This is a genomic window from Micromonospora sp. LA-10 (assembly GCF_051853095.1).
Classification (GTDB): Bacteria; Actinomycetota; Actinomycetes; order Mycobacteriales; family Micromonosporaceae; genus Micromonospora; species Micromonospora echinospora_A.
The window spans coordinates 2,164,073-2,179,257 of record NZ_CP195710.1; the positions used below are offsets into that span (position 1 = coordinate 2,164,073).

The 15,185-nt window shown below is 74.0% G+C and carries 14 protein-coding genes and 1 pseudogene; 8 read left to right on the plus strand and 7 right to left on the minus strand.

All coding sequences use genetic code 11. From position 1 onward, the window contains the following. Nucleotides 1–39: 39 nt before the first annotated feature. The 4 genes and pseudogenes from infB to rimP all read right to left on the minus strand — a co-directional run bounded on the left by infB (nt 40) and on the right by rimP (nt 5,199). Nucleotides 40–3,057 (minus strand): translation initiation factor IF-2, encoded by a 3,018-nt coding sequence (gene infB, locus ACSDG8_RS10055; protein WP_210893256.1) that lies wholly within the window; start codon nt 3,055–3,057, stop codon nt 40–42. A gap of 93 nt (nt 3,058–3,150) precedes the next feature. Beyond that, nucleotides 3,151–3,487: pseudogene (locus ACSDG8_RS10060) on the minus strand (YlxR family protein). Nucleotides 3,488–3,502: 15 nt separating this feature from the next. Continuing rightward, on the minus strand, nt 3,503–4,546 hold the full coding sequence (nusA, locus tag ACSDG8_RS10065) for a transcription termination factor NusA (protein ID WP_116504780.1): 1,044 nt from the start codon (nt 4,544–4,546) through the stop codon (nt 3,503–3,505). Then, nucleotides 4,543–5,199 (minus strand): ribosome maturation factor RimP, encoded by a 657-nt coding sequence (gene rimP, locus ACSDG8_RS10070; protein WP_184683177.1) that lies wholly within the window; start codon nt 5,197–5,199, stop codon nt 4,543–4,545. The genes nusA and rimP overlap by 4 nt, the downstream gene beginning before the upstream one ends. A gap of 206 nt (nt 5,200–5,405) precedes the next feature. On the opposite strand from rimP, the gene ACSDG8_RS10075 reads away from it, so the two are divergent. The 7 genes from ACSDG8_RS10075 (at nt 5,406) to ACSDG8_RS10105 (ending at nt 11,905) form a co-directional block, all read left to right on the plus strand. After that, nucleotides 5,406–5,912 (plus strand): hypothetical protein, encoded by a 507-nt coding sequence (locus ACSDG8_RS10075; protein WP_374223523.1) that lies wholly within the window; start codon nt 5,406–5,408, stop codon nt 5,910–5,912. Further along, on the plus strand, nt 5,909–6,355 hold the full coding sequence (locus ACSDG8_RS10080; protein ID WP_210893261.1) for a ferritin-like domain-containing protein: 447 nt from the start codon (nt 5,909–5,911) through the stop codon (nt 6,353–6,355). Before ACSDG8_RS10075 ends, ACSDG8_RS10080 begins: the two co-directional genes overlap by 4 nt. A gap of 69 nt (nt 6,356–6,424) precedes the next feature. Beyond that, on the plus strand, nt 6,425–7,006 hold the full coding sequence (locus ACSDG8_RS10085) for a PadR family transcriptional regulator (RefSeq protein WP_073830288.1): 582 nt from the start codon (nt 6,425–6,427) through the stop codon (nt 7,004–7,006). 19 nt (nt 7,007–7,025) lie between these two features. Then, complete coding sequence (locus tag ACSDG8_RS10090; RefSeq protein WP_210893263.1) at nt 7,026–7,757, plus strand: ABC transporter ATP-binding protein; 732 nt, start codon at nt 7,026–7,028, stop codon at nt 7,755–7,757. Then, nucleotides 7,754–10,426, plus strand: a complete 2,673-nt coding sequence (locus ACSDG8_RS10095; protein WP_210893265.1) for an FtsX-like permease family protein — start codon at nt 7,754–7,756, stop codon at nt 10,424–10,426. The genes ACSDG8_RS10090 and ACSDG8_RS10095 overlap by 4 nt, the downstream gene beginning before the upstream one ends. A gap of 163 nt (nt 10,427–10,589) precedes the next feature. Beyond that, nucleotides 10,590–11,057, plus strand: a complete 468-nt coding sequence (locus ACSDG8_RS10100; protein ID WP_210893267.1) for a nitroreductase family deazaflavin-dependent oxidoreductase — start codon at nt 10,590–10,592, stop codon at nt 11,055–11,057. A 119-nt stretch (nt 11,058–11,176) separates the two neighbouring features. Beyond that, entirely contained in the window at nt 11,177–11,905 is a 729-nt protein-coding gene (locus tag ACSDG8_RS10105; RefSeq protein ID WP_210893269.1) for a nucleotidyltransferase domain-containing protein, read from the plus strand. A 19-nt stretch (nt 11,906–11,924) separates the two neighbouring features. Here the strand turns inward: ACSDG8_RS10105 and ACSDG8_RS10110 are convergent, their stop codons facing one another. Together ACSDG8_RS10110 and map are read right to left on the minus strand one after the other, a co-directional pair. Continuing rightward, nucleotides 11,925–12,641, minus strand: a complete 717-nt coding sequence (locus ACSDG8_RS10110; protein WP_210893271.1) for a VIT1/CCC1 transporter family protein — start codon at nt 12,639–12,641, stop codon at nt 11,925–11,927. Further along, nucleotides 12,638–13,495, minus strand: a complete 858-nt coding sequence (gene map / locus ACSDG8_RS10115) for a type I methionyl aminopeptidase (RefSeq protein ID WP_030269849.1) — start codon at nt 13,493–13,495, stop codon at nt 12,638–12,640. Before map ends, ACSDG8_RS10110 begins: the two co-directional genes overlap by 4 nt. A 94-nt stretch (nt 13,496–13,589) precedes the next feature. On the opposite strand from map, the gene ACSDG8_RS10120 reads away from it, so the two are divergent. Then, nucleotides 13,590–13,904, plus strand: coding sequence for an STAS domain-containing protein (locus ACSDG8_RS10120; protein WP_307856197.1), 315 nt, complete (start codon nt 13,590–13,592; stop codon nt 13,902–13,904). Nucleotides 13,905–13,925: 21 nt separating this feature from the next. Here the strand turns inward: ACSDG8_RS10120 and ACSDG8_RS10125 are convergent, their stop codons facing one another. Further along, nucleotides 13,926–15,173 (minus strand): FUSC family protein, encoded by a 1,248-nt coding sequence (locus ACSDG8_RS10125; RefSeq protein ID WP_210893275.1) that lies wholly within the window; start codon nt 15,171–15,173, stop codon nt 13,926–13,928. Nucleotides 15,174–15,185 lie beyond the last annotated feature (12 nt).

Below are 15,185 nucleotides of genomic sequence, written 5' to 3' on the forward strand. Positions count from 1 at the left end.
CCGAAGGCCCCGGCCGCCGGCCGGTCGTACGCGTGGTTCTCAGGCGCGCGGCTTCTCGCGCATCTCGAACGTCTCGATGACGTCACCGACCTGGACGTTGTTGTAACCGCCCAGCGTCAGACCACACTCGAAGCCCTCGCGGACCTCGGTCGCGTCGTCCTTGAACCGCTTCAAGGAGCTGATCGTGAGGTTGTCCGCCACGACCGCCCCGTCCCGCAGCAGCCGCGCCTTGGCGTTGCGGCGGATGAGACCGGACCGGACGATACAGCCGGAGATGTTGCCGATCTTGGACGAGCGGAAGACGTCGCGGATCTCCGCGGTGCCCAGCTCGACCTCCTCGTACTCCGGCTTGAGCAGACCCTTGAGCGCGGCGTCGATCTCCTCGATGGCCTGGTAGATGACGGTGTAGTACCGGATCTCCACGCCCTCGCGGTCGGCCATCTCGCGGACCTTGTTCGAGGCCCGCACGTTGAAGCCGATGATCGTGACCGCCTCGGACGAGGCGCTCGCGAGCATGACGTCGCTCTCGGTGATCGCGCCCACGCCCCGGTGGATGATCCGAAGCTGGACCTCCTCCGGGATGTCCAGGTTGAACAGCGCGTCCTCGAGCGCCTCCACCGAACCGGAGACGTCGCCCTTGAGCACCAGGTTGAGCGAGGTCTTCTCGCCCTCCTTGAGCTGCTCCATGAGCGTCTCGAGAGTGGCCCGGCCACGGGAGTTGGCGAACGAAGCCGCCCGCCTCCGCGCCTGCCGCTGCTCGGCGATCTGCCGCACGGTGCGGTCGTCCTCGGCAGCCAGGAAGGTGTCACCCGCACCCGGCACCGTGGTCAGACCCAGCACCATGACCGGACGGGCCGGACCGGCCGAGTCGACCGGCTTGCCGTTCTCGTCCAGCATGGCCCGCACGCGGCCGTGCGCCCCACCGGCGACGATCGAGTCACCGGCACGCAGGGTGCCCTTCTGCACCAGCACGGTCGCCACCGCGCCACGGCCCTTGTCCAGGTGCGCCTCGATGGCGACACCCTGCGCCGGCCCGTCGATCGGAGCGGTCAGCTCCAGCGACGCGTCGGCGGTCAGCAGCACGGCCTCGAGCAGTTCCTCGATGCCGATGCCGGGCTTGGCCGCCACGTTGACGAACATGGTCTCGCCGCCGTACTCCTCGGCGACCAGGCCGTACTCGGTCAGCTGCTGGCGGACCTTGTCCGGGTTCGCCTCGGGCTTGTCGACCTTGTTGACCGCGACCACGATCGGCACGTCCGCCGCCTTGGCGTGGTTGAGCGCCTCGATGGTCTGCGGCATCACGCCGTCGTCCGCCGCCACCACCAGGATCACGATGTCCGTGACCTGGGCGCCACGGGCACGCATGGCGGTGAACGCCTCGTGACCCGGGGTGTCGATGAACGTCACCGCGCGGTCCTCGCCCTCGTGCGGGACGTGGACCTGGTAGGCGCCGATGTGCTGGGTGATGCCACCCGCCTCGCCGGCCACCACGTTCGCCTTGCGGATCGCGTCGAGCAGCTTGGTCTTACCGTGGTCGACGTGACCCATGACGGTCACCACCGGCGCACGGCTGACCAGGCGGTCCTCCGCGACCTCGGCGTCGAGGTCGATGTTGAACTGCGCGAGCAGCTCGCGGTCCTCGTCCTCCGGGCTGACGATCTGCACGTCGAAGCCGAGGTGCTCACCCAGCAGCTGCAGGGTCTCGTCGGAGCACGACTGGGTCGCCGTCACCATCTCGCCCAGGTTGAACATCTCCTGGACCAGCGAACCCGGGTTGGCGTTGATCTTGTCGGCGAAGTCCGACAGCGAGGCGCCACGGGACAACCGGACGACCTGACCCTGACCGCGGGGCGCGCCCGAGGACATGGTCGGGGCCGACAGGTTGTCGAACTCCTGTCTGCGCTGCTTCTTGGACTTGCGACCGCGGGTCGGCCGGCCGCCCGGACGCCCGAAGGCACCCGCCGCGCCACCGCCACGACCACGACCGCCGCCGCCGGGACGGCCACCGCCGACCGGACCACCCGGACGGAAACCACCGCCGGGAGCGCCGCCACCGCCGCCGCCACCGGGACCGCCACGGTAGCCACCGCCACCGCCGCCACCACCGGGACCGCCGCGGTAGCCACCGCCACCGCCGCCACCACCACCGGGTCCGCCGCGGTAGCCACCGCCACCGCCGCCGGGACCGCCGGGACGACCGGCGCCTCCACCGGGTCCGCCACGACCGCCACCGGGGCCGCCGGGGCGGCCGGTGGTCGGGCGCTGGCTCGGCATGGAGGCCGGGCTCGGCCGCGGCGGCATCGACGCCGGGCTGGGCCGCGGCGGCATGCCGGCCGGGCTGGGACGGGGACCGCCCGCACCGGCGGCCGGAGGCCGCTGCTGGCCACCCTGGATGCCGAACGGGTTGTTACCGGCGCCACGCGCCGGCGGACGACCGCCGGGCCGGGCACCGGGGCCCTGGCCCTGGCCCGGACCGCCGGGACGACCGGCGGCCGGGGAACCCGGACGCGGCGGCATGGCGTTCGGACCGGGACGCGGGCCGGGACGGGCAGCGCCCTCGGCCGGAGGCTCCCGGCGTACGGTCTCGCGCTGCTGCTGGCGGGCGGCCTGGGCGGCCTTGACCGCGGCCTCCTGCTCAGCCTTGAGCGCGGCGGCACGCGCTTCGGCGGCCGCCACTTCGATGTCGTGCGCGCTCGCCGGCTTGGCGACCGGGGTCGCCGGCTGCGGCGGGCCGGGGACCGGGCCCTTGGGCTTCGGTCCAGGGGTCGGCGCGGCCTGACGCCGGGGCGGCATCGGCCGGGCCGAGACCCGGGGGGCACCCGGGGTCGGGGTGGGCGTCGGGGTCGGCGCCGGACCGCTGGGCGCGGCAGCCGGCGGGCCGGCAGGCGCCGACGAACCGGCTACGAAGGCGCTACGCAGACGTCGGGCGACAGGCGCCTCGACGGTGCTGGATGCGGACTTCACGAACTCGCCCATCTCCTTGAGCTTGGCGAGAACGGTCTTGCTTTCGACCCCGAGCTCTTTGGCAAGCTCGTGTACGCGGGCCTTTCCTGCCACTGCACTCCTCACTCCGAGGTCGTGCGGGCAGCACCCGCAGCGACCTCACTCCTGCACTTGAAGCCTGGTCATTTCAGGGACTTCATCGTGTGCTCATGTCGGTCGTCCTACCTTGCTAGCGACCCTCGACCGGTCGGGCTTGACCGGTCGTCGGGGGTTGCGCGTCGACGTGCTCCGCAAGCGCACCGAGGTCAGGAACCTCGGTGAGGCGCAGTGCCCGCCCGAAGGCGCGACGCCGCACCGCCTGCGCGAAGCAGGCCGGATCAGGATGCATGTTCGCTCCCCGACCCGGCAGTCTGCGGCCCGGATCGGGCCTGAGGCTGGTGTGACCAGTCTCGTCGCCGATCGCGACGATCCGCAACAACTCGCTGGCCGACGCCCGTTTCCGGCAGCCCACACAGGTGCGCTCCGGCAGCGCGCGTCGTGCCACTGAGGAAGTCTACCCCTAGCTGCTCGAGATCGCGCCGCCCGGCTCCGGGACGTGATCAGCTCCGCCCCGTCCCTGCGGCGCGGCGGTCTCCGCGTCGGACCGGATGTCGATGCGCCAACCGGTCAGCCGGGCCGCCAGGCGGGCGTTCTGCCCCTCCCGGCCGATCGCGAGCGAGAGCTGGAAGTCCGGGACCGTCACCCGGGCGGTACGGGTGGCCAGGTCGACCACCTCGACCCGCAGCGCCTTGGCCGGCGACAACGCGTTGCCGACGAACGTCGCCGGGTCGTCCGACCAGTCGATGATGTCGATCTTTTCGCCGTGCAGCTCGCTCATGACCGCGCGGACCCGCTGCCCCATCGGGCCGATGCAGGCGCCCTTGGCGTTCACGCCGGGCGTGGTCGAGCGGACCGCGATCTTCGTACGGTGACCTGCCTCACGGGCGATGGCGCCGATCTCCACGGTGCCGTCGGCGATCTCCGGCACCTCGAGCGCGAACAGCTTCTTCACCAGCCCGGGATGCGACCGGGACAGCGTGATCTGCGGGCCGCGCATGCCCTTGGCGACGTGCACCACGACGCAGCGGATCCGCTCGCCGTGCTCGTACCGCTCGCCGGGGACCTGCTCGGACTGCGGCAGGACGCCCTCCAGCTTGCCCAGGTCGACGCTGACGATGCCCTTCTCCCGGCGGGTCTCGTGCGCCTGCACCACACCGGTGACCAGGTCGCCGTCGCGGCCCACGTACTCGCCGAAGTGCACCTCGTCGGTGGCCTCCCGCAGCCGCTGGAGGATCACCTGCTTGGCGGTCATGGCGGCGATCCGCCCGAAGTCGTGCGGGGTGTCGTCCCACTCCCGGGTGACGGTGCCGTCGGCGTCGAGCTCCTGCGCGAAGACCGAGGCGGCCCCGCTCTTGCGGTCGATCTCCACCCTGGCGTGCGACTCGGCGCCTTCGGTGTGCCGGTAGGCGGTCAGCAGCGCGGTCTCGATCGCCGCGAGGATCGTGTCGAACGGGATCTCCCGCTCGCGCTCCAGGGCGCGCAGCGCCGCGAGGTCGATGTTCACCTCTCCTCGTCCTCCAGATCTTCGTCGTCGTCGGTGTCGGTGTCGTCGCCGAGGTCCTCGTCGGCCAGGTCGTCCAGGCGGCTGAACTCCACCTGGACCCGGCCGGGCCCGAGTTCGGCGTACGGGTGCGCGGCGGCGCCGGCGTCGGTCTCCAGCTCCACGCGCTCGTCGTCGGCGGCCGTGATCCGGCCGGTGAGCTGACGGTCCCCGGCGTCGCCGCGGACGGTGACCTTGACCAGCCGTCCGACGTTGCGCCGCCAGTGCCGGGGCAGGGTGAGCGGGCGGTCCACGCCGGGCGAGCTGACCTCCAGCTGGTACTCGCCGGCCACGATGTCGCCGCCGGACTCCTCCGCCGCGTCCAGGGCCGCCGAGACCGCGCGGGAGATGTCCGCCACGGCGTCCAGGTTGATCCCGCCGTCGGCGTCCACGATCACCCGGACCACGTGCCGCCGCCCGGCGCGGGAGACGGAGAGGTCCTCCAGGTCGTAGCCGGCCGCGGTGACGACCGGTTCGATCACCTCGCGCAGCCGGTTGCGGCGCGCGTTCAGATCGCCGCGGGGTGCGCCGCTGCGGTCCGCGCCGCGGGGGCCGTCGGACCGGCGGGGCCGCCCGGCGGGCCCCGTCGACCGGGTGGCACGGCCACGCTGCGTCATTCCGCGCACCTCTCCTGCTGTTGCCACGACCCGCGGGCCGTGTTGTCCCGGGCCGGTGCGAGCGGTCGGCTCGCCATACCGGCACGCCACCGGGGCGTCCGCGCCCGGTGGTTGCGCAGAGCGTAACGCTTACGGCCGCCGACGGACCCGGCGGCGCACCGAGACCCTGCCCCATGAGGCGGCACGGATGGTGTTGACTCTGTCAGGTGGGGACCGGCAGAACACCATCCGACCAGGTCAGAGCGGGGCATTCCCGGCGCTGGCTGCTGCGCGCCGGAGGGCTCGTGGCGCTCGGCGGCGCGACCGCGCCGCTGACCGGTTGTGATCTTTTCGACCGTGACGACGGGCCACCGGCGCCGGACGCGCTGGAGCCGCTGGCCGCCGAGGCGCTGGCGCTGGAGGCCCGCTACCGGGCCGCCGCCACCGCCGATCCGGCACTCGCCGGACGGCTCACCCCGATCGCCGACGCGCACAAGGCGCACGCCGAGGAGCTACGCCGGGTCATCGGCCGGCCCGCTCCCTCCGGTACGCCGGCGTCCGGCGCACCGACCACGGCAGGCGCGCCGGACGCGGTGCTCACCGAGCTGCGTCAGGCCGAGCAGGAGGGCCGGACCAACGCGGCGAAGGCCTGCGCCGAGGCGCCGGCCGAGCGGGCCGCGCTGCTCGGCTCGATCGCCGCCGCGCGGGCGACCCACGTGGAGGCTCTCAAGTGAACCCGAGCAAGAGTCCGAGCCCGGCCCAGGCCCTCGCCGACGCGCTCGCCGCCGAGTACGCGGCGATCTGGGCGTACGGGGTGATTGGCGTGCACCTCACCGGCGCGGCGCGGACGGCGGCCCGGGCCGCCGAGGCGGCCCACCGGTCCCGCCGGGACGCGCTGCTGCTGCAACTCGCCGAGGGCTCCGGTCAGGTCCCCGCGGACCGGGCCGGGTACGCGCTGCCCTATCCGGTCACCGACCGGGCGGGGGCGCTGCGGCTGGCGGTGGAGATCGAGGAGCGGACCGCCGGGCACTGGCGGGCCGCGCTCGCGCACACCGGCGGCGCGGAGCGGAACACGGCGCTCGCCGCGCTCACCGACTGCGCGCTGCGGGCCACCCGATGGCGGCGTACGGCGGGCGTGACGCCGGTCACCGTTCCGTTCCCGGGCCGCCCCGCCTGAGCGCGGCGCCGGTCACCCGGCGGAACCCTCCGGTTGCGTTGCGCATACCAGGTATGCATACTCGCGGTCATGTCCATCCGTCACGGCCTGCTCGCCCTGCTCGAACGCGGCCAGATGTACGGCTATCAGCTCCGTGCCGCGTTCGAGGAGTCCACCGGGTCGACCTGGCCGCTGAACATCGGGCAGGTCTACACGACGCTGGCCCGGCTGGAACGCGACGGACTGGTGCGCCCGCTGCCGGAGAACGAGAGCGGGCAGCGGCCGTACGAGATCACCGACGCCGGCCGCGCGGACCTGGCGATGTGGTTCGCCACCCCGATCAGCCGCGCCGACCGGCCCCGCGACGAGCTGTCGATCAAGCTGGCGCTGGCGCTGACCACCCCGGGCGTCGACGTGCAGGCGGTGGTGCAGACCCAGCGCACCGCCACCATGCGCGCGCTTCAGGAGTTCACCCGGTTGAAGTACACGAGCGACAAGCCGGAGGATCTACCCTGGCGGCTGGTTCTGGACGCGATGATTTTCCAGACCGAGGCCGAGGTGCGGTGGCTCGACCACTGCGAGACCAGCCTGGTTCGGCACCGCCCGGCGCCGCTGCGGGCGGTCGACCACCCCGAGGCGGTGGACCGGGCCGGCGACGAAGCCCGCCGGTGACCCGGCACGGGAGGCGCTGATGGACCCGATCGACGGGGTGCTGGAACTGCGGGACGTACGCCGGATCCACGGTGCCGGCGAGGCGGCGGTGCACGCGCTGCGGGGCGTGAGCCTGACCGTCCGCGCCGGTGAGCTGGTGGCGGTGATGGGCCCCTCCGGGTCCGGCAAGTCCACGTTGCTGGCGCTGGCCGGCGGCCTGGACCGGCCCAGCAGCGGCGAGGTGGTGGTCGAGGGCGAGCCGCTCGGCGGGCTGTCCGCCCGCGAGCTGGCCCGGCTGCGCCGCCGCCGGATCGGGTACGTCTTCCAGGACCTGAACCTGCTCGGCAGCCTGACCGCCGTGGAGAACGTGGCGCTGCCGCTGGAACTGGACGGCACCGGCGTACGGGCGGCCCGCCAGCTCGCCCTGACGGCGCTGCGCGAGGTGGACGTGGCCGAGCTGGCCGACCGCTTCCCGGACCAGATGTCCGGCGGCCAGCAGCAGCGGGTGGCGATCGCCCGGGCGCTCGTCGGCGAACGCCGGCTGGTCCTCGCCGACGAGCCGACCGGCGCGCTGGACTCCCAGTCCGGCGAGGCGGTGCTGCACCTGCTGCGCCGCCGGGTGGACGCGGGCGCGGCCGGGGTGCTGGTCACCCACGAGGCCCGGCACGCCGGCTGGGCGGACCGCGTGGTCTTCCTCCGCGACGGGGTGATGGTCGACTCGACCGCCCCGCTGATCGGCGTGGAGCACCTGCTCAGCGGCAGCGGCCGGTGATCGGCGGCCGCCTCGCCGCCGCACGCGGATCGTGGCGGACCGCGCTGCGGATCGCCCAGCGGGAGGCCCGGCGCTCGCGGCGGCGCACGCTGCTGGTGCTGGTGATGATCGCGCTGCCGGTGTTCGGGCTGAGCTTCGCCGCGGTCAGCTACGACATGGGCGACCTGACCCGGGCCGAGCGCATCGACCGGCGCCTCGGCGGCGCCGACGTGGCGTTGCAGTGGGAGAGCCTGACGCCGGTGACGCAGGACGCCTGGGGCGAGAGCGCCTGGCCGGTCCAGGGCGAATGGGTCGGCCGGAGCCGTCCCCCGACCGCCGGTGAGGTACGCGCGCTGCTGCCCGAGGGCAGCCGGCTGACCCGGGTCCGGTGGTGGCTGACGTTCTCGACCCGGATCGACAGGCGCGTCGAGTCGTTCGACGCGCGCGCCGTCGACCTGACCGACCCGCTCGCCCGGCCGCTGGCCCGGGTGCGTGACGGCCGGCCGCCGGTGCGCCCCGACGAGATCGCGGTCAGCCCGGCGGCGCTGAGCCGGCTGGACACCCGCGTCGGCGACCCGGTCCGCACCACCGACGGCGCCACGTACCGGGTGGTCGGGGTGGTCGAGTACCCGGACAACCTCCGCGAGGTGGTCACGCTGGCCGGGGTGGTGCCGGAGGTGCCGTACGGCAGCGACACCTGGCTGGTGGACCTGCCCGGCCCGCTGGACCGCGCGCTCGTCGACCGGCTGAACGGGCAGGGCGTCCAGGTCGTCTCCCGCGATCCGCTGCCCGGCCGCGAGGAGCTTCCCCACGGCATGTCGGTGCCGGACGCGGAGGAGGCCGGCACTGTGGGCCTGATCGGCGGGCTGGGCCTGCTGGAGGTGGTGCTGCTGGTCGGGCCGGCCTTCGCGGTGAGCGTCCGCCGCCGGCGGCGGGACCTCGCACTCGTCGCGGTGGCCGGCGGCGACGCCACTCACCTGCGCCGGATCGTGCTCGCCGACGGGGTGGTGCTCGGCGCCGGCGGTGCCGCCCTCGGCCTGGTGCTGGGCATCGGCGCCGCGTTCGCCGGCCGTCCGCTGGTCGAGCAGTACCTGCTCGGGGAGCGGCTCGGGGCGTACCGGATCTTCCCGGCCGCGCTCCTGGCGATCGCCGCGACGGCGGTGCTGGCCGGGGTCCTGGCGGCGGTCGCTCCGGCCTGGACGGCGTCCCGCCAGGACGTGGTGACCGGCCTGGCCGGCCGGCGGGACGCGACCCGGCCCCGCCGCCGCTGGCTGCTGATCGGGGCGGCGCTCACCGTCGCCGGGACCGCCATCGCCGCGTTCGCCGCCGGCCGCACCTCGCAGACCGGCGTGCTGGCCGGCGTCGCCCTGGGCGAACTGGGGCTGGTGTTCTGCACCCCGGCGCTCGTCGGCGCGCTGGGCCGGGCCGGGCGGCTGCTGCCGCTGACCCCTCGGCTCGCGCTGCGCGACGCCAGCCGCAACCGCTCGTCGGCCGCCCCGGCCATCTCGGCGGTGATGGCCGCGGTCGCCGGCAGCGTCGCGCTCGGCGTCTACGTGGCGAGCGACGACACGCGCGCGCGGGAGCTGTGGCAACCCGGCCTGCCGCCGGGGAACGTGCTGCTCGTCCACTCCGGCGACATACCGGCGGCCCCGCCGTCGGCCGACGCGGTCGCCGTCCGGGCCCGCACGGTCCTGCCCGACGCCACTGTGGCGCCCGTCGCCGTCCCCGGCTGCGCCGGTCCCTCGGACAAGCACGACTGCGTTCCGGCCGCGATCATGCCGCCGGAGCATCTCTGCCCCTACGAGGAGTCGGACCCGGACCGCGCCTCGGCCCGCAACGATCCCCGCTGCGTGTCCTACCAGGAGCCGGTCGACGTGTACCTGCCGACGCTCGTGGACGACGGCGCGGCGCTGCCCGCGCTCACCGGAGCGCCCGCCGGCGAGCTGGCTGCCGCGCGCCGTGTGCTCGCCGCCGGAGGCGTGGTGGTCACCGATCCCCGCCGCGTCGTGGACGGGCAGGTCCGGATAGAGGTCAACTACAGCTCCGACATCGCGCCGACAGGGCGCTTCCTGCCCGCGTACGTGCTGCGCGGCGGTCTCCCGGTGGACCGGCTGGTGCTCTCCCCCGCCGCCGCGAAAGCGCTCGGCCTGACCGCCGTGCCGCTGGGCTACCTGCTGGACACCGCCGCCTCGCCGACCGACCGGCAGGTCGAGCTGCTGACCGACGAGCTGTACGACATCAGCCCGATGTCGGCGCAGGTGGCGAGCGCCGACCCGCCGTCGGACCAGCGGCCGATGCTGCTCCTGCTGGCCGTCGCGTCCGGCGTGATCACGCTCGGCGCCGCCGCGGTCGCCACCGGCCTCGCCGCCGCCGAGGGCCGCCGGGACCTGTCCACGCTCGCGGCGGTCGGCGCCGATCCCCGGGTACGCCGCCTGCTGTCGCTCTGTCAGGCCGGGGTCATCGCGGTGCTCGGCTCCGCGCTGGGCATCCTCGCCGGGCTCGGCTCCGCCGTGGTCGTGCTGGCGGCGCTCAACCAGCGGTACGCGAACTCCTGGCCGGCGGAGCCGCCGTACCCGGTGACGGTGCCCGGCGTGACGCTCGCCGTGCTGGTCGTGGTGCCGCTGGTGGCGATGGGCGGCGCGGCGCTGTTCACCCGGTCCCGCCTGCCGATCGAACGCCGCCTCGACTGAGCCGGCCATGCTCGCCACTCCGGCCATGATCGACACCATTTCCCCGGAGTGGCGGCATCGCGGCGGGGTGGATGCCACCACTTCGGGGAGATGGAGTCGACCTTGGGGCGGACTGACCGTCCGAGGGGGTGACGGGGCGCGGTGTGGGCGGCACACTTGTCGGATGTCAGCCCTGGGAACCCTCACCCGACGTCTCGGTCACCAGCGTTGGTTCGGCGCCACCATGCGCCTGCTCGTACCGGCCGACCGGCTCGTGGGCCGAATGACGAAAGGGCGCGTGGTCGCCTTCGGGCTCGTGCCCACGCTGGTGCTCACCTCCACCGGCCGCCGCTCCGGCAAGCCCCGCAGCAACCCCCTGGTGTACGTGCCCGACGGCGACGCCTACGTGGTGATCGGCTCGAACTGGGGGCAGCAGCACCAGCCGTCCTGGACGTTCAACCTGCTGGCCAACCCGGCCGCCGAGGTGGACGTCAAGGGATGCCGGATCCCGGTCACCGCCCAGCAGGTCACCGGCGAGGACCGGGAACGGCTGTTCCAGCGGCTGGTGCAGGAGTGGCCCGCGTACCGCACGTACGTCGAGCGCGCCGGTGGCCGCGAGATCCGCGTGTTCCGGCTGGTCCCGAACGCCTGAGCGGCCTCGCCGCAGCCGCGCCGCCGCAGCCTCGCACAATCCGACATCCGCGCCGCCGAGGCCGCCCGCCCCGATCTGGCTAGGGTTGCCGCAGGCGAGCGCTCGGACGGAGGTGGACCGTGGCTGTCGACGTGAACGCCGAGCAGCGTCTGGACGACCCGCGGTGGCAGGTGGCCGAGCGGGTCGGTGACGCCGTCCGACGGCGGTTCCCGGCCGACGTGCTGGCGGTCGCCGTACACGGTCCGCTGGCGCACGGCGACGACGACGGCGGCGGTGACCGCGAGGTCGGGTTGCTCGTCGCCACCTACCGTCCGGACACCGGGCCGCCGCCGGCCACGCGGCGGGTGGACGGGGTGCTCGTCGACCTGACCGTGTCGGGGGCGGACGACTACCTGCGCCGGGCCCGGACGATCACGTCCCGTTGGCCACTGGTCGCCGACCGGTACGTCACGACCCGCGCGCTGCACGACCCGGCCGGCTGGCTGCGGGTGCTGCGCGACGAGCACCTGGCGCGGCTTGCCCGTGCCCGGCCCGCCGAGTTCACCGGCGCGGCCCGGCAGGCGTGGTACCGGGGCAGCGCGGCGCACGCCCGGGCGTTGCGGTTGGCCGAGTGGTACGAGACGGACCAGGCGCTGCTCATGCTCGGCGAGGCGCGGCTGGCCGCCGCGACGGTGCAGGGGCTGTTCAGCCGCACCTACTTCCGCGACCCGGGGGACGCGGTGCGGCGTACCGGGCTGGCCGGGGCGGACATGACCGAGGTGGGCGCGGCGCTGACCCGCCAGGCCGAGGAGCTGGCCGCCCGGGGGCGGCCGGTCGACGGCACCATCGACGACCTGCTGTCCGGCTGACGGCCGGGGTGGCTCAGCCTCAGCCGATGCCGCCGCCGACGCCGATCAGCGCGCCGATCAGGTAGGTCGCCCCGGCCGCCAGCGCGCCGAGCAGCAGCTGCCGCAGACCGGCACGCCACCAGGCGCGGTTGGTGAACCGGGCCACGATCGCACCGGCGACGAAGAGACCCACGCCGCCGACGGCGAGCGCCAGCCAGAGGCTGGTGAAGCCGAGCAGGTACGGCAGCAGCGGCACCAGCGCGCCGATGGAGAAGCAGATGAACGACGAGATCGCGGCGGCCCACGGGCTGGGCTGGTCGTCGGGGTCGACGCCGAGCTCCTCCCGCACGTGCACCCGCAGCGCCTCCTCGGGGTTGGCGCGTACCGCCTCGGCGACCTGCGTCGCCAGCTCGCGGGACAGTCCACGGGCGACCCAGGCGTCGGCCAGTTCCCGGGCCTCGGCCTCGGGGTGGCGTTCCAGCTCGCGCCGCTCCTTGGCCACCTCGGCCGCGACCTGCTCGTTCGCGGACCGGACGCTCGTGTACTCGCCGAGGCCCATGGAGATGGCGCCGGCCACCAGGCCGGCCGTGCCGGTGAGCACCACGCTGCGCGGGGACACCCCGCCGCCGCCCACACCGGCGATCAGCGCGATGTTGGTGACCAGTCCGTCCATCGCGCCGAAGACGGCCGGACGCAGCCAGCCGCCGGAGACGTCCGCGTGGTGCGCCTCGCGCAGCGCTGCCGGGGTGTCGGTCACGGCAGCGTCAGGATCTCGTAGCCGTCGTCGGTCACGACGATGGTGTGCTCGAACTGGGCCGTCCACCGTCGGTCCTTGGTGACCACCGTCCAGCCGTCGTCCCACATGTCGTACTGGTAGGTGCCGAGCGTGATCATCGGCTCGACGGTGAACGTCATGCCGGGCTCCATCACGTCGGTGGGGCGCGGGCTGTCGTAGTGCGGCACGTAGAGGCCACTGTGGAACGCCTCGCCGATGCCGTGCCCGGTGAAGTCGCGGACCACGCCGTAGCCGAAGCGCTTCGCGTACGACTCGATCACCCGGCCGATGACGTTGATCTGGCGGCCCGGCGCGATGGCCTTGATGCCCCGCATCATCGCCGTGTGGGTCCGCTCGACCAGCAGGCGGGCCTCCTCGCTCACCTCGCCCACGCAGAACGTCGCGTCGGTGTCGCCGTGCACGCCGTTCAGGTACGCGGTGACGTCGACGTTGATGATGTCGCCGTCCTGGAGCACTGTGGTGTCGGGGATGCCGTGGCAGATCACCTCGTTGAGGCTGGTGCAGCACGACTTGGGGAAGCCCCGGTAGCCGAGCGTCGACGGGTAGGCGCCGTGGTCGCAGAGGAACTCGTGCACCACCCTGTCGATCTCGTCGGTGGTCACACCGGGCTTGCAGTGCTCGCCGGCGAGCTGGGTGGCCTGGGCGGCGAGACGCCCCGCCACGCGCATCTTCTCGATCGTCTCCGGCGTCTGCACGTGCGAGCCACGCCACTCCTGCGGACGCTTCTTACCCACGTACTCCGGGCGTGGGATGTGGGCGGGGACCGCTCGCCACGGGGAGAGCGTGCCGGGGGTCAGCGGCGCACGGACGGTCATGACGCAAGCCTATCGCCGGGACCGGTGTGCCCCCCGCCACAGCCCTGCCCGGCAGGTTGTTGCCGTGCCGCAAACGCTGTGCCATTGTTGCTCCGTGGATCAAGGGGGCGCGGCGCCCGTCTTCTCCGTGACGGCGCAGGCCGACGGCGACCAACTGCACGTCCAGGTGACCGGCGAGGTCGACATGGCGACCGCCGACACGATGTTCCAGACCGCGCTCCGCGAGCCCGCCAAGCGGCTCACTCTCGACCTGCGGGCGGTCACCTTCTTCGACTCGGCCGCCATCCACGCGGTGGTGCGGCTCGCCCAGCGGTTCCCGAACGCGCTCACCGTGCTGCCGTCCCCGCAGGTCCGGCGCGTGCTGGACATCTCCGGCCTGGGCGACCAGGACTGGCTCGCCCCCTCCTGACCGGCCCGGGGCGCCCTCCGGCTAGGAGGCCTCTCCCGTCCCGGGAGGCAGACCCCGCCCCGGTTCCGGCCGCCCGGGATCCGACGCGGGGCGCCACTCTCCCGTCTCCCCCGCGGTGTCCGGGGCGAGATCACGACGCAGCGATTCGGCGTCGCGCTTACGCACCCCGCTCGCCCGGATCGTGTTCACCGCGATGATGGTGAGTTCGTTCGCCACGTTGATGCCGCTGACCCGCAGGCCGCTGCGCAACGCCTCCTGAGCCAGGCGGAGGGCCGACATCGCGGCCCGCTGGGAGCGGGAGGGCCGGCTGGCGGACGTGGACCAGCCCGTGGCGACGGTACGCGCGGCGTCGGCCAGGCACCGCACGGCCTCGGCGAGCGAGGGCGGAACGGGCTCGTCGTCACGGATCGCGCGTTCGAGGTTGAGCGCGACGTCGCGGCTGTGCAGCAGGGACCGGATCATGAGGATGGCGCCGTGCCGCCATCCCTGCAGCGCACCCTGGTTGTGCCACCGTAACGGCGAGATGCGGACGACCTCGTCGGCGGCCGACAGCGCGGCCTCCACCTCCGAGGTGTCGAGCCGGCGCAGCCTGTCGAGAACCTGACGGGCCAGCTCGGCGTCCCGGGCCAGGGCCGCGTCGGCGAGGCGGTCCAGCTCGACGGACATCTGGTTGAGCAGGGGCCGGCCGGCCCGTCGAATCCGGTAGATCGGGTGCAGGGGCAGCACCACGACCGCCACCAGGATGCCGACCACCCCGCCGACGACGCCGTCGAGGAAGCGGGGCAGCGCGATGTCGGTCCGGGCGGGGAAGAGCACGGCGATCACCAACGCGCTGCCGCCGACCTGGGTGACGAACGCGCCCTCGTCGCTGAACAGGACGGCGACGAGGATCGCGGCGGCGACGATGACGCCGATCTGTACGTATCCCTGCCCGACCCAGGAGACCAGCAGGTCGCCCAGCGCGATGCCCACCGCCACGCCGGCGATCAGCAGCAGCGTGCGGCGGAAGCGCTGGCTCACCGAGCTGGCGATGGTGCCGACCGCGACGGCGGGCGCGAACAGCGGTTGCGGGTTGTGGATCAGATCCTTCGCGACCCACCACGCGACCGCGGCGGCCACCCCGCACTGCACCGCCACGAGCAGGCTCAGCCGCACCCGCCGCAGTCGCTCCCCCACGGTCGCCCGGCCGGTGCGGCGAATCGCCGTCCACGCCGCGCCTACCTGGTCGTTCCCGCTGCCGCGGGGAGGGCGTAACGGCTCACGTCCCATGAGGCGATCCTA

Bases quoted from the DNA above. Each gene is read 5' to 3' on its own strand.
- ACSDG8_RS10085 (WP_073830288.1), top strand. From the start codon at position 6,425: ATGTCCATCCGTCACGGCCTGCTCGCCCTGCTCGAACGCGGCCAGATG.
- ACSDG8_RS10100 (WP_210893267.1), top strand. From the start codon at position 10,590: ATGTCAGCCCTGGGAACCCTCACCCGACGTCTCGGTCACCAGCGTTGG.
- ACSDG8_RS10125 (WP_210893275.1), bottom strand. From the start codon at position 15,173: ATGGGACGTGAGCCGTTACGCCCTCCCCGCGGCAGCGGGAACGACCAG.
- ACSDG8_RS10090 (WP_210893263.1), top strand. From the start codon at position 7,026: ATGGACCCGATCGACGGGGTGCTGGAACTGCGGGACGTACGCCGGATC.
- rimP (WP_184683177.1), bottom strand. From the start codon at position 5,199: ATGACGCAGCGTGGCCGTGCCACCCGGTCGACGGGGCCCGCCGGGCGG.
- map (WP_030269849.1), bottom strand. From the start codon at position 13,495: ATGACCGTCCGTGCGCCGCTGACCCCCGGCACGCTCTCCCCGTGGCGA.